The sequence below is a fragment of the Armatimonadota bacterium genome (assembly GCA_031081585.1).
GTDB classification, from domain to species: domain Bacteria; phylum Sysuimicrobiota; class Sysuimicrobiia; order Sysuimicrobiales; family Humicultoraceae; genus Geohabitans; species Geohabitans tengchongensis.
The window spans coordinates 1-11,873 of record JAVHLY010000051.1 but is presented as its reverse complement, the minus strand read 5'-3'; the positions used below and the strand labels follow the sequence as shown (position 1 = coordinate 11,873).

Sequence of the window (11,873 nt, the reverse complement as noted above, 5' to 3'; positions counted from 1 at the left end):
ACCTGGGGGCGGAGACCATCAACCTGGTCGTCCCGGGCGGGGCCATCCCGCTGAAGATCGGCAAGGCCCTCCTGGACCGCCAGCGCTCGAAGCCCTAGCCCCGGCAGCGGGGCGAACGCTCGACCCACCCGCGTCCTGCGGTCGCGCACGCTCTGCAGCCGCGCCGCGCTGGCTCGGACAGCCTCCCCGCCCCATCACCGTGCTATGCTGGACACGGTGGGGACGTAGCTCAGCGGGAGAGCACCTGCTTTGCACGCAGGGGGTCGGGGGTTCGAATCCCCTCGTCTCCACCAGTCGACAGGCAGCCCCTCACCCACATCCATCCCAATCTCTAGTAGGGAACTGCGACGCCTTGAGTAGGGAACTGCGACGCCTTGCCGGTCTCTCGGGCCAGTGAACAATCCGGACCTCAGGGTGCGAACGATCTGGACCTATTGACCCATATCATCATTAAGATGATAATGGTCTTAAAGGTCTATATGATCTTTTGACCCCACAACTCTGGAGGCCTCAACCGGTGCGAAGGGCAAGCATAGCGGAAGCCAAGGCCCGCCTCTCCTCCTTGATCAATGCGGTGGCCCACGGGCGGGAACGGATCCTGCTGACCTCTCGAGGGATGGCGAAAGCAGCCCTGGTCGGGCTCCACGACCTGGCCGCCCTTGAGGAGGCGGTCCCCACCCCTGCCGATGAGTCGGCCCTGCTCGATGCGGATCGGCTCCGAGCTCGCATCCTCGAACGACGCGGCGGCATCCTGCTTTCCAACTCGACGGACGATCTGGCGGCCATTCGGAGTGGAGAGCGTTGATGGCGGAGGTTTGCGTCGACGCGAGCCTCGTCCTCAAGCTCGTCCTCCCGGAGACGAAGAGCGACGTCGTCCGGGAGCACTGGAAGGCATGGCAGGCCGAGGGCACCGAACCGATCGCGCCATGGCTGTGGCTCTTCGAGGCGCATGCCGTCCTCCGGCGAAAGGTGGCGAGGGGGGAGCTCCTCGACATGGAGGCCCAGGACGCCTGGCGGACCCTCCGCCGCCAGGGAATCCGGACCGCCCACCCCCGGGGGCTCTTCGACCGAGCGTGGGCCATCGCCGCCGTCCTGGGGCGGCCGACCACCTACGACACCGTCTACCTGGCGGTGGCAGAACTGCGTGGGTGTGAGCTGTGGACCGTGGACGAACAGTTGGCCCGCGTGGCCGCCGGGCGATTTCCCCAGCTTCGCGTGGTTTGACGGGGGTTATCTGCGCACCGCATTGACCCGGCGGGTCGGCCGGTACTCGGGCTTCCAGCGCAGCCAGACACGCTCCAGCCGCTCGAAGAGGGTGAAGAGGGCGAGGATGACGGCGACGACCAGCAGGATCAGCGCCAGCACCAGCGGTGCGTTGTACGTGCTCTGGGCGAAGGAGAGGATGTAGCCCACGCCCCGGCTGGCCGCGACGAACTCCCCCACGACGGCCCCGGTGAAGGCGAAGCCCACCGCCACCTTCAAGGTGCTCAGGAACCAGGCGGTCACCGACGGCACGTAGACCTCCCGCACCAGGTGGGTGGGCCCGCCGCCCAGCGTGCGCACCCGCTCCACCAGGCGCGGGTCCACCTCACGGATGCCGGTGTAGACGGCGAAGAAGACCATCACCATGACCAACAGGAAGCTGAGCGCCACCTTCGAGGCGACGCCGATGCCGAGCCAGATGACGAACAGCGGCGCCAGGATCACCCGCGGGACGGCGTTGAGGAGCGCCATGGCCGGCTCCAGCACCTCGGCCACCGGACGGAGCAAGGCGGCGATGAGGCCCAGCACGGCACCCAGGGCGATCCCCAGCCCCAGCCCGCCCAGCGCCTCGGTCACCGTCACCTGGAGGTGCGGCCAGATCTCGCCGCCGGCCACCAGCTCGCCCAGGACCCGGGCCACCGTCGTGGGCGGGGGCAACACCGTGGGGTGTACCCACCCGGAGCGGCTCGCGCCCTCCCAGAGGCTCAGGAGCAGCACCAGGGCGACCGGGCGTCGCATGTGCGGGTCAGACGCGGGCGCCCCAACCCTGACGGGCCACCTGGCGGCGCAGGTCCTCCCACACCGCCTGGAGCAGGCGGCCGAAGGCCGGCTCCACCCGCACCGCCATCAGGTCCCGCGGCCGGGGGAAGGGCACGTCGTACACGCTGACGATGCGGGCGGCCGGCCCGGCCGACATCACCGCCACCCGGTCAGAGAGCAGCAGCGCCTCCTCCAGGTCGTGGGTCACCAGCAGCACCGTCAGCCCCTCCTCCGCGGTCAGGGCCAGGACGTCGGCCTCCACCAGGTGGCGCACGATGGCGTCCAGGTTGGCGAAGGGCTCGTCCATGAGGAGCACGCGGGGGCGCGGCGCCAGCACCTGGGCGAGGGCGACGCGCTTCTTCATGCCGCCGGAGAGCTCCGCGGGGTAGTGCTCCTCGAACCCTCCGAGCCCCACGCGCCGCAGCCACGCCACGGCTTCGGCCGCGGCCCGACGCGCCGGCATCCCCTGGATGCGCAGGCCCAGGGCGACGTTCTCCCGCGCGGTGCGCCACGGGAGCAGCGCGTCCTCCTGGAAGAGGATGCCGACCGACGGGCGGGCACCGTCAGGAGCGCCGGTGAGCACGATCTGCCCGCCCGACGGCCGCACGAGGCCGGCCAGGCAGCGCAGCAGGGTGGACTTCCCGCACCCTGACGGGCCCACCAGGCCGACGAACGCCCCCGGCGGGACCTCCAGCGTCAGGCCGGCCAGCACCGGGTGCGCCCCGTAGGCCGCCGTCAGGTCGCGGACCTGGAGGCCGGTCACAGGCGCTCCACCACGGCGTTGCTGAGGAGGTCGGCCAGGTCGACGGTACCGGGGAGCACGCCCGACTGCTGCTGGACGAAGAGCACCCGCCGCGCCGCGTCCCACTGGATCCGCCCGTCCTGGGGGTAGAGGGAGCGGCGGTGACGGGCCAGGATCTCCTCGAAGAGGGCGCGGTCACCTCCGGCGATCAGGGCAGGCGGCAGCGCCTCCACGACGAGCCGCGGGGTGCCGAAGTGGATCAGACGGAGGCTGCGGGTGAGCGCCCGCGCCAGGGCCCGCATTTCCCCCTCGCGACGCGCCCACTCCTCGCGGCGGACCGCGACGCCCATGAACTCGTAGGGACCGCCGAGATGGCGGCGCGCCTGCTCCAGGTCCATCAGGTTCACCAGCACCCGCCCGCCGGCGCGGACCAGGAGCGTCGCCGCCGGCTCCTGCACCATGCCGGCGTCCACGTGCCCCACGCGCAGGGCGTCGAAGAGGTTGGGGCCCAGCACGGCGAAGCGCACGGCGTCGGGGCGCACCCGCGCCCGCCGCAGCAGGGCCAGCGCCAGCAGGTGGTCGGCGTTGCCGAGCGCGGAGACCCCCACCGTCCGGCCGCGCAAATCGGCCACGGTGCGCAGCTGCCCCGCCATCCCCGGAGCGGTGGCCAGGGCGAAGAGCGGCAGCCGGCCGGTGGTGAAGAAGCGCACGATGCGCGCGCCGCGGGCGTAGGCGGCCAGCGCCACGTCGAAGGAGGTGGCGGCGTAGTCGACGGCGCCGCCGACCAGCGCCTGCATGGCGGCGCTGCCGCCGCGGAAGTAGACGAGCTCGACGTCCAGCCCCTGCTCGGCGAAGTAGCCGTGATGGCGGGCCACCTCGTAGGGCACCACGCAGAGGAGCTGGCCGCAGAAACCCAGGGTGACTTTGCGCCGCTCCTGCGCCCACACCCGCCGCGGCCAGGCCAGACCGGCCAGCGTCAGGCCGGCCAGGCGGGCCAGGAAGGCGCGGCGGGAGAGGGGACCGACAGGGACAAGCGCCTCCAGCGCCTGGCAGCAGTCGGTGGTGACAGGCCGCCGGGAGGCGGCAGGCCCCGGGATGGCGGGTCCGCCCTTCATGGTTGCACCTCCAGTACCCCGGGCCAGGGCAACGCCCTGGCGAGGGGGAAGCGATCAGCGAGCGACGAGGTTTAACGGACGAACGAACGCTCGGTGGGAACGCGGAGGCCGGGCCGGGCGAAGCGCCTCCCGCCCGTTACCCCCGCGGGGGACAGATGCACTGCCGGGGGGCGAAGCGGACCCTGCGGAGCGGGTCGTGCCGCAGCATGGTGTGCTTCAGTATACGATGCGGGACCTGCCAGGCAATAGCCGTCCGCGCGCCGGGCCGCCCCTGCGGCGGGCCGGCCGGCCCGCCGCAGGATCGCGCATGCGGCCCGCGCCCCGCCCGCCGCCCGGAGCCAGCGGCAGGCGGGCACGCAGGCACGCGGACCTCGCGGTCCGGCTCAGTCGCCCGCCTCGCGCATGAAGCGCTGCAGTGCCTCGACCAGCGCCTGCAGGTGCTTGACGACGTCTTTCGTGCTGGGGTACTCCCCGAGCCCCTTCAGGTCGTTGGCGATGCGCGCGAGGTCGCGCTGGCAGGTCGCTGCGGCATCGCGCACGGCCAGCCTCGTGGGCATGCCCTCCACCTCCTTCGCCTGACTGCCGCTGAAGTTGGCGGAACTGCGGCTCGGCGCCTCAGTCACGTACTGTATCGCCGGGCGGCGCGGACGCGCAAGAGCACCCGGCGCCGCGGGGTTCGGCGGCCGCAACCCCCGGCGCCCGCATAAGATGGGGGTGAGGGGGGAGCGACCATGACCTGTCGGGAGCGGCTCGAGCAGTACTTCCGCGAGCAGGGGGTGCGCTACCAGGTGCGCACCCACCCCGAGGCCTACACCGCCCAGGAAGTGGCGGCCGCCGAGCACGTGAGCGGCTACCGGGTGGCCAAGGTCGTCATCGCCACCGTCGACGGCAAGCCCGTCATGCTCGTCCTACCCGCCCCGCACCGGGTCGACCTGGAGAAGGTGCGGCAGGCGGTAGGCGGACAGCAGGCGCGACTGGCCCGCGAGGAGGAGTTCGCCGCTCTCTTCCCCGACTGCGAGGTCGGGGCGATGCCGCCGTTCGGGAACCTCTACGGCGTGCCGGTGTACGTCGACCGGAGCCTGACCGCCGATCCGGAGATCGTCTTCAACGCCGGCACCCACCGGGAGACGATGACCGTGGCCTACGCCGACTTCGAGCGGCTCGCCGGCGCGCAGGTGGCGGACATCGCCCGCCCGCCGGGACTCACGGCCACGCGCTGAGCCGACTACTGGGCGGTCAGCCCGCCGTCCACGACGATGACCTGCCCGGTGATGTAGTCGGCCGCGCGCGAAGCCAGGAAGACGATCACCCCCCGCAGGTCCTCGGGGCGCCCGATGCGGCCGAGCGGCGTGGCCGCCTCGATCCGCGCCTGCGCACGGGCCAGGACCGCCTCGGTCAGGCGGGTGGCGATGAAGCCCGGCGCAACGGCGTTCACCGTGATCCCGTAACGCGCCCACTTCACCGCCAGGTCCCGCGTGAAGGCCACGATCCCGCCCTTGGCCGCGCTGTACCCGACGGCGTCCAGCACCTCGGGAGCCGTCCCGACCAGACCGGCCACCGAGGCGATGTTGATGACTTTCCCGCCCCGCTGCTCCACCATCCACCGGCCGGCCGTTTGCGTGACCAGGAAGGTGCCGGTGAGGTTGGTCTCCAGCACCTGACGCCAGCGCTCGAGCGGCATCTCCAGCAGGCTGGCCCCCCAGGCCGTGCCGGCGTTGTTCACCAGGATGTCCAGGCGGCCGAAGCGGTCGAGCACTCCACGGACCAGGCGCTCCACCTGGTCGGGCTGGGTGACGTCCGCCTGCACCGCCAGGCACTCGACGCCCTGCCCCTGCAGGCGGGCGGCGGCCGGCTCGAGCCAGGCCTCCCGCCGGGCGGCGATGGCCACGCGGGCGCCGGCCTGCCCGAGCGCCTCGGCCATCTCCAGCCCGAGCCCGCGCGAGCCGCCGGTCACCAGGGCCACACGCTCACTCAGGTCGAAGAGATCGAGGAGGACTGCGCGGGCGCTCGTGCGCGTCAAGAGGGCCGCAGACCTCCGGCGCTACCCGCTCGCCTGCCGACCGGTCGCCGCGCCCTGGCGGGCCTCCCCAAGGCGCCAGGGGGCGATGCGCTGCAGTTTGGTCAGCAGGCGCTCGCGCTCCTCGCCGCGGGCGGCCGCGATGCGCACCAGGAGACGGCGCACCTTCTCTCGCCGGTGGCGCTGGCGCGCCAGTTCACGGTCTCGTTGTATCCTCATCTCATCAGCCCCGTCCTGGCAGGTTTCCACCAGGATGGTGCCGGGGGACCCTCCTTGAATGCAACTCCTGCGCTGCGGGAGAGGAGCTGCCCATGACCCACCATCACAGAGGCGGTCCTGGCCACCGCCATGCGACGAACGCGCACCAGCCGGAACCTGTCCCCCACCGCGCACATGCGCACCACGAGAGTCCTGCAGCTCGCGGGAGGCCCCCAGGCCGCGACAGGCATGCGGGGCACGACAGGCACGCAGGGCACACGCCGGAGATGTTCCGGAACCGGTTCCTCGTCACCCTCCCCCTGACACTGCCCATCCTCTACTTCTCCCCCGAACTGCAGAGCTGGCTCGGCTTCCAGGCCGTCCGCTTCCCCGGGTCGGACTGGGTCACGCCGGTGCTGGCCGTGGTGGTCTACCTCGTCGGTGGATGGGTCTTCGTCGAGGGCGCCCGTCGCGAGGTGCTGGCGCGGGCCCCCGGGATGATGACCCTGGTCGCCCTGGCCGTCACCGTGGCCTTCGTCTACAGTCTGGCGGTCACCCTGGGCCTGCGGGGCATGCCCTTCTACTGGGAGCTGGCCACGCTGGTGGACGTGATGCTCCTGGGGCACTGGCTGGAGATGCTCTCCGTCCAGAGCGCCAGCCGGGCCCTGGAGCACCTGGCCTCGCTCCTCCCGCCCACGGCGCACCGCCTGGTGGACGGGCAGGTCGTCGACGTGCCCGTGCGCGAGCTCCGCGAAGGGGACCGCATCCTCGTCCGGCCCGGGGAGCAGATCCCCGCGGACGGGCGGGTGGTGGACGGCGCCTCCAGCGTGAACGAAGCCTTCCTGACCGGGGAGTCCCGGCCGGTGGTCAAGGGGCCGGGGAGCGAGGTCATCGGCGGGGCGGTGAACGGCGAAGGGGCGCTCGTCGTCGAGGTGAGCCGGACCGGCGAGCGGACCACGCTGAGCCAGATCATGCGCCTCGTGCGGGAGGCCCAGGCCTCGCGCAGCCGCTTTCAGGCGGTGGCCGACCGCGCGGCCTCCCTCCTCACCCTGATCGCCCTCGTCGGCGGCACGGCGACGCTGCTGGCCTGGCTGGGCGCCGGGCCGGGGCGCGACCTCACCTTCGCCCTCACGCGGGCGGTCACCGTGCTGGTCATCGCCTGCCCGCACGCCCTGGGGCTGGCCATTCCGCTGGTCATCGTGAACGCCACGGCGCTGGCCGCCCGGCACGGCATCCTCGTCCGCAAGCGGGAGGCCTTCGAGCGGGCCCACGACATCCGGCTCGTGGTCTTCGACAAGACCGGCACGCTGACGGAGGGACGGTTCGCCGTCCGCGAGGTCTACACCGACGGCCTCACCGCCCCCGCGGCGCTGCGGCTGGCCGCGTCGCTGGAGACGCGCTCGGAGCACCCGCTGGCGCGGGCCATCGTCGAGGCGGCACAGCGCGACGGCGGGACGCCGGGGGAGGTGCAGGACTTCCGGGTCTTCGCCGGGCACGGGGTGGAAGGCCGCCTCGACGGCCGCACCTACCGGGTCGGCCGGCCGGAGTGGGCTGCGGAGCTGGGCGCGGTCCTCCCGCCTCCCCTGCAGCGGGGACTGCAGGAGGCCGAGTCGCGGGGGGAGAGCGTCGTGGCGGTGATGGAGGAGCGGCGGGTGGTCGCCCTGATCGCCCTGGGCGACCGCATCCGGGAGCGCGCCCGGGATGCCGTGCAGGCGCTGCGGGCGATGGGGATCGCGAGCGTCATGGTCACCGGCGACGCGGAGGCCGTCGCCGAGACCGTCGGCCGGGCGCTGGGGATCGAGCGCCGCTTCGCCCGCGCCCTCCCTCAGGACAAGGCCCGCATCGTCGCCGCGCTGAAGGCGGAGGGCCCCGTCGCCTTCGTCGGCGACGGGATCAACGACGCCCCCGCGCTGCTGGCGGCCGACCTGGGGGTGGCCATCGGCGCCGGGACCAACGTGGCCATCGAGTCGGCCGACCTGGTGCTGGTGGAGAACGACCCGCTCGACGTGGTCCGGGCCATCCGCCTGGCCCGGGCGAGCTACGGGAAGATGCGGCAGAACCTCTTCTGGGCCACAGGGTACAACGCGGTGGCCCTGCCGCTGGCGGCCGGGGTGGGGGCCGCCTGGGGCATCCTCCTCTCCCCGGCACTGGGGGCGCTCTTCATGAGCCTCTCCACGGTGATCGTGGCCATCAACGCCATGCTCCTGCGCCGCTTCCGCCTGTGAGCCGTTGGGTGAGCCGGCACCGCTCCCCGTCGGGCCGCCCCGGCCGTCGTGGGGTGACCAGGGAGAGGACCGCCCTGCGCCCGGCAGGGGCGACAGGGCGGCAGAGCGAGGGACCTACCCGAGTGCCAGGCGCCCCGTGGCGATGAGCCAGATCAGCGCCACGATGAGCACCCAAACCCACCACTCCATGGGGCACCTCGCTGATATATGACGTCTCCTCTTGATTCTTCCCCGCTGCCTGCTTCCCTTCGCGGCGCCCGCACACTCAGTGGCCGTCCCATCAGCGGCGTCCTCCCCAGCCAGGGGAGCAGAAGGCGAGGGCGAACTCCTCGACGGTGAGCTCAGGTCACGACTCCACGGCCGGGGGCGCGCAGTGGAAGGGAAACGGCCCGGGCCGTGTTTGGGCCGCGCCGGGCGGAAGGGGAGGGAAGGAAGGGGAGGGAAGTGTCATGGCCCAGTATCGGGCTGACCACGAGGAGGCCGGTGCACGGTGAGGAGGCGACACGGCGGACCACCGGTCCGCCGTTCCCCGCGAGGAGCGAGGCACGGCATGGAGGTGGGGAGGATGAGGCGGGTGGGGAGGATGACGCGCGTGGTCGTGCTGCTCCTGGTTGCGGTGGTGACGCTGGGGCTCTGGCCCGCCGGCGGGGCGGCCGCGCCGGCGGGCGCCGTGCGGCTCGGCGCGGTCATCCCGCTGACGGGGCGCTTCGCCAGCGGAGGGGCGCAGGTGCGCGCCGGCTACGAGATCGCCGTGGAGGACATCAACCGCCGGGGCGGGGTGCGGGTGGGCCAGCAGCGCCTGCCGCTCGAGCTGGTCATCCTCGACGACGAGTCCGATCCCACCAAGACGGTGAGCCGCCTGGAGGCCCTGGCCGGGCAGGGCGTGGTGGTCTACCTGGGCGGCTTCGGCAGCGACCTGCACGCGGCGGCCGCGGCGGTGGCGGAGAAGAACCGCATCCCCTACTGCGGCGTGGCCTTCGCCCTGTACAGCATCCACCAGCAGGGGTTCAAGTTCCTCTTCTCCCCCTTCTTCAAGTCGCCCGACGCCGCCGTGGGCATCTACCGGTTCCTCAACGCCACCGTGCCCGCCGACCAGCGGCCGCGCCGGGTGGCCATCTTCGCCGAGCGCACTGACTGGGGCCGCGAGCTGGCCCGCCTGTGGACGGCCCGCTCGGCCGAGCACGGCTACACGATCGTGCTCAGCGCGGAGTACGCCGTCGGCTCGCGCGACTTCTCGGACATCATCCTGCGCGCCAAGGCGGCGCAGGCAGACGCGGTCTTCTCCGTGCCCACGCCGCCGGACGGGATCGCGCTGGTCCGCCAGATGAAGGAGCTGGACTTCAACCCCAAGGTCCTGCTGATGATCCGCGCGCCCGACGCGGTCTCGTGGACCCAGGCGCTGGGCAAGGACGGCGACTACGTCCTCTTGGCGCCGGGGTGGCACCACGACTTCAAGTTCCCCGGGGTGGCCGAACTGAACGCCCGGCACCAGCAGCGCTTCGGCCGCCCGGCCGACGTTATCACCGGCCCCGCCTACGCCTGCGTGCAGATCGTGGCGGACGCGGTCCAGCGCGCCGGTCGCCTGGACCCGGTGGCCATCCGGGACGCCATGGCCGCCACCGACCTGCAGACGGTGGCGGGGCGGGTGCGCTTCCGGCCCGACGGGACGGGGATCGTCCCCTTCGTGCTCGTGCAGTGGCAGAACGGCCGCCAGGAGCTGGTGTGGCCGAAGGAGCTGGGGGCCAAGCCCTTCCTCTACCCGGCCCGCCCCTGGCGCGAACGGTAGGCGGGAGGTGAGGCGCGCCAGCCGGTTCGACCGCCTGCGCTGGACCTGAGCGGGCGGCGCCGCTATCTTCCTGGCCGGGGGCCGGTCCCGGGCCCCCGGTCCGTATGCGTGAAAGTCGCCCCGGTCCCTTGCCGCCCGGCAACCACCTCGGCGCCCCGCCGCCCAGTGCCTTCACGCCCCGCGAGTGGGCCATCATCCAGCGCCACCGGACCCCCGAGCGGGTGCAGCGCTGGCTGCGCACCCTGCGCTACAACTACGAGGGGCCGGGGAAGACGCTGCGCTCCTTCCGGGAGGTGGTGCGCCTGGGCACGGCGCACTGCCTGGAGGCGGCGCTGGCCGCGGCGGTGATCCTGGAGCAGCACGGCTACCCGCCGCTGCTGTTGAGCTTCGAGTCGGCCGACGACCTGGAGCACGTCATTTTCGTCTTCCGCCGCGCCGGGCGATGGGGCGCGGTGGCGCGGTCCCGCGATGCCGGCCTGCACGGCCGGAAGCCCGTCTTCCGCTCGATCCGGGACCTGGCCTGGAGCTACTTCGACCCCTACGTGGACTACACCGGCCGCCTCACCGGCTACCAGCTCGTCGACCTGCGCGCCCTGGGCAGCTACGACTGGCGGCTGGCACGGCACCACCTCTGGAAGGTGGAACGCTTCCTCCTGAGCCTGCCCCACCGCCCGATGCGCTCCTCGGAGCGCCGCTACCGCCGCCTGCTCGCCCGCTACATCGCCTTCCGCCAGCGCCACCCGGACGCGCCGGCTGTTTACTACCGCGGACGTGAGCGCTGGCTGTGAGGCGGGCCTCAGCCAAATAGCACCGCCGCGGTGCCGAGGAGCGCCAGCACGCTGCCCACGACCAGCGCGGGCGGCGTCTCCTCGTCCCCGGGGAGCAGCCACCGCCCGAAGAGGATGACCAGCAGGACCTGCAGGTTGTAGAGGACGGCGGCGTTGGCCACGGCCGTGCGCTGCAGCGCGAAGAAGAGCAGCAGGATGGCCGCCGTGTGCGCCAGCGCGCCGGCCACCACGTCGAAGCGCAGCAGCCCGCGCACGGGCGGCCGCGCCGGGCGCGTGCGCAGCAGCCAGAGGCTCTGGACGAGCAGCGGCACGACCACGCCGATGGCCGCCCCCAGGACCGGCGAGGGGGCCAGCACCAGCCCGCCGCGCCGCGCCGTGTCCCCCAGGGCGAAGGCCACGGCCGAGGCCAGCGCCGCCACCACCCCCCAGCCGTCCCGGGCGGGCGCCTCGGCGCGGGTGTGGCTGCGGATGACCAGCCACAGCCCGGTCGTGAGCAGCGCCGCCCCGACGATCTGCCAGGGCCGCGGCAGCTCGCGCAGGGCCACGAGCCCGATGAGGGCGGCGAAGAGCGTGTTGGAGAGGCGCAGCGCCGTGGAGCGTGCCGGACCGATGCGGTGGACGCTCAGGAAGGCCAGGTTGCGCCCGATGAAGGTCCCGCACAGGCCGCCCAGCACGAAGAGGCCCAGCGCGGCGGGCGTGAGCGGCGGCAGGGTGCCGCGGGCGGCCTCCACCAAGAGGAGCCCGACGTAGAGCACGGCGTTGGCCACCATGGTGGCGAAGACGCCGAGGTCCGGGGGGACGGGCGGGCGCCGCGGGTCCGGGACGAGGGGGGCCATGTAGCGCCGGGAGAAGACGGTGCTGAGGGCAAACGCCACCGCGGCGAGCAGCGCGAAGAGCTCCCCGACCATCGGACCGCGTCAGGGGAGCAGCGGCGTCAGGTCGAGCAGGCGCACCCCGTCCCCCACCGACCAGAGGGCGAT

13 protein-coding genes and 1 tRNA gene are annotated in these 11,873 nt (G+C 73.0%); 7 read left to right on the top strand and 7 right to left on the bottom strand.

What is annotated here, in order from left to right:
• The first annotated feature begins 218 nt into the window (after positions 1 to 218).
• The 3 genes from RB146_13530 (at position 219) to RB146_13520 (ending at position 1,224) form a co-directional block, all read left to right on the top strand.
• Positions 219 to 293: transfer RNA gene (locus tag RB146_13530), tRNA-Ala, on the top strand.
• 224 nt (positions 294 to 517) lie between these two features.
• Positions 518 to 805: a type II toxin-antitoxin system Phd/YefM family antitoxin gene (locus RB146_13525; protein MDQ7829988.1), complete on the top strand. Its 288-nt coding sequence runs from the start codon at positions 518 to 520 to the stop codon at positions 803 to 805.
• A complete protein-coding gene (locus RB146_13520; protein MDQ7829987.1) occupies positions 805 to 1,224 on the top strand; it encodes a type II toxin-antitoxin system VapC family toxin in 420 nt (139 codons plus the stop codon). The genes RB146_13525 and RB146_13520 overlap by 1 nt, the downstream gene beginning before the upstream one ends.
• 6 nt (positions 1,225 to 1,230) lie before the next feature.
• On the opposite strand, the gene RB146_13515 is transcribed toward RB146_13520, so the two are convergent.
• From RB146_13515 to RB146_13500, 4 genes are all read right to left on the bottom strand, one after another.
• Positions 1,231 to 2,001, bottom strand: coding sequence for an ABC transporter permease (locus tag RB146_13515; protein ID MDQ7829986.1), 771 nt, complete (start codon positions 1,999 to 2,001; stop codon positions 1,231 to 1,233).
• Positions 2,002 to 2,008: 7 nt separating this feature from the next.
• Positions 2,009 to 2,785, bottom strand: coding sequence for an ABC transporter ATP-binding protein (locus RB146_13510; protein ID MDQ7829985.1), 777 nt, complete (start codon positions 2,783 to 2,785; stop codon positions 2,009 to 2,011).
• On the bottom strand, positions 2,782 to 3,879 hold the full coding sequence (locus RB146_13505; protein MDQ7829984.1) for an ABC transporter substrate-binding protein: 1,098 nt from the start codon (positions 3,877 to 3,879) through the stop codon (positions 2,782 to 2,784). Before RB146_13505 ends, RB146_13510 begins: the two co-directional genes overlap by 4 nt.
• A 383-nt stretch (positions 3,880 to 4,262) precedes the next feature.
• The gene (locus RB146_13500; protein ID MDQ7829983.1) at positions 4,263 to 4,436 is read right to left on the bottom strand and encodes a hypothetical protein; all 174 of its coding nucleotides are present in this window, start codon (positions 4,434 to 4,436) and stop codon (positions 4,263 to 4,265) included.
• Positions 4,437 to 4,610: 174 nt separating this feature from the next.
• Between RB146_13500 and RB146_13495 the strand changes: the two genes are divergently transcribed.
• Positions 4,611 to 5,099, top strand: coding sequence for a YbaK/EbsC family protein (locus tag RB146_13495; GenBank protein ID MDQ7829982.1), 489 nt, complete (start codon positions 4,611 to 4,613; stop codon positions 5,097 to 5,099).
• A 5-nt stretch (positions 5,100 to 5,104) separates the two neighbouring features.
• On the opposite strand, the gene RB146_13490 is transcribed toward RB146_13495, so the two are convergent.
• Complete coding sequence (locus RB146_13490; protein MDQ7829981.1) at positions 5,105 to 5,899, bottom strand: SDR family oxidoreductase; 795 nt, start codon at positions 5,897 to 5,899, stop codon at positions 5,105 to 5,107.
• A 21-nt stretch (positions 5,900 to 5,920) separates the two neighbouring features.
• On the bottom strand, positions 5,921 to 6,115 hold the full coding sequence (locus RB146_13485) for a hypothetical protein (GenBank protein MDQ7829980.1): 195 nt from the start codon (positions 6,113 to 6,115) through the stop codon (positions 5,921 to 5,923).
• A gap of 266 nt (positions 6,116 to 6,381) precedes the next feature.
• Here RB146_13485 and RB146_13480 point away from each other — a divergent pair, with 266 nt between their 5' ends.
• The 3 genes from RB146_13480 to RB146_13470 all read left to right on the top strand — a co-directional run bounded on the left by RB146_13480 (position 6,382) and on the right by RB146_13470 (position 10,893).
• Positions 6,382 to 8,319, top strand: coding sequence for a copper-translocating P-type ATPase (locus RB146_13480; GenBank protein MDQ7829979.1), 1,938 nt, complete (start codon positions 6,382 to 6,384; stop codon positions 8,317 to 8,319).
• 583 nt (positions 8,320 to 8,902) lie between these two features.
• Positions 8,903 to 10,105 (top strand): amino acid ABC transporter substrate-binding protein, encoded by a 1,203-nt coding sequence (locus tag RB146_13475; protein MDQ7829978.1) that lies wholly within the window; start codon positions 8,903 to 8,905, stop codon positions 10,103 to 10,105.
• 104 nt (positions 10,106 to 10,209) lie between these two features.
• Entirely contained in the window at positions 10,210 to 10,893 is a 684-nt protein-coding gene (locus RB146_13470; protein ID MDQ7829977.1) for a hypothetical protein, read from the top strand.
• Positions 10,894 to 10,901: 8 nt separating this feature from the next.
• Here the strand turns inward: RB146_13470 and RB146_13465 are convergent, their stop codons facing one another.
• Positions 10,902 to 11,801 carry an EamA family transporter gene (locus tag RB146_13465; GenBank protein MDQ7829976.1) on the bottom strand — a complete coding sequence of 300 codons (900 nt, stop codon included), beginning with the start codon at positions 11,799 to 11,801 and terminating at the stop codon, positions 10,902 to 10,904.
• Positions 11,802 to 11,873: the final 72 nt, after the last annotated feature.

Bases quoted from the DNA above. Each gene is read 5' to 3' on its own strand.
- RB146_13520 (MDQ7829987.1), top strand. From the start codon at position 805: ATGGCGGAGGTTTGCGTCGACGCGAGCCTCGTCCTCAAGCTCGTCCTC.
- RB146_13480 (MDQ7829979.1), top strand. From the start codon at position 6,382: ATGTTCCGGAACCGGTTCCTCGTCACCCTCCCCCTGACACTGCCCATC.
- RB146_13485 (MDQ7829980.1), bottom strand. From the start codon at position 6,115: ATGAGGATACAACGAGACCGTGAACTGGCGCGCCAGCGCCACCGGCGA.
- RB146_13495 (MDQ7829982.1), top strand. From the start codon at position 4,611: ATGACCTGTCGGGAGCGGCTCGAGCAGTACTTCCGCGAGCAGGGGGTG.
- RB146_13465 (MDQ7829976.1), bottom strand. From the start codon at position 11,801: ATGGTCGGGGAGCTCTTCGCGCTGCTCGCCGCGGTGGCGTTTGCCCTC.
- RB146_13515 (MDQ7829986.1), bottom strand. From the start codon at position 2,001: ATGCGACGCCCGGTCGCCCTGGTGCTGCTCCTGAGCCTCTGGGAGGGC.
- RB146_13500 (MDQ7829983.1), bottom strand. From the start codon at position 4,436: ATGCCCACGAGGCTGGCCGTGCGCGATGCCGCAGCGACCTGCCAGCGC.
- RB146_13475 (MDQ7829978.1), top strand. From the start codon at position 8,903: ATGACGCGCGTGGTCGTGCTGCTCCTGGTTGCGGTGGTGACGCTGGGG.
- RB146_13505 (MDQ7829984.1), bottom strand. From the start codon at position 3,879: ATGAAGGGCGGACCCGCCATCCCGGGGCCTGCCGCCTCCCGGCGGCCT.
- RB146_13470 (MDQ7829977.1), top strand. From the start codon at position 10,210: ATGCGTGAAAGTCGCCCCGGTCCCTTGCCGCCCGGCAACCACCTCGGC.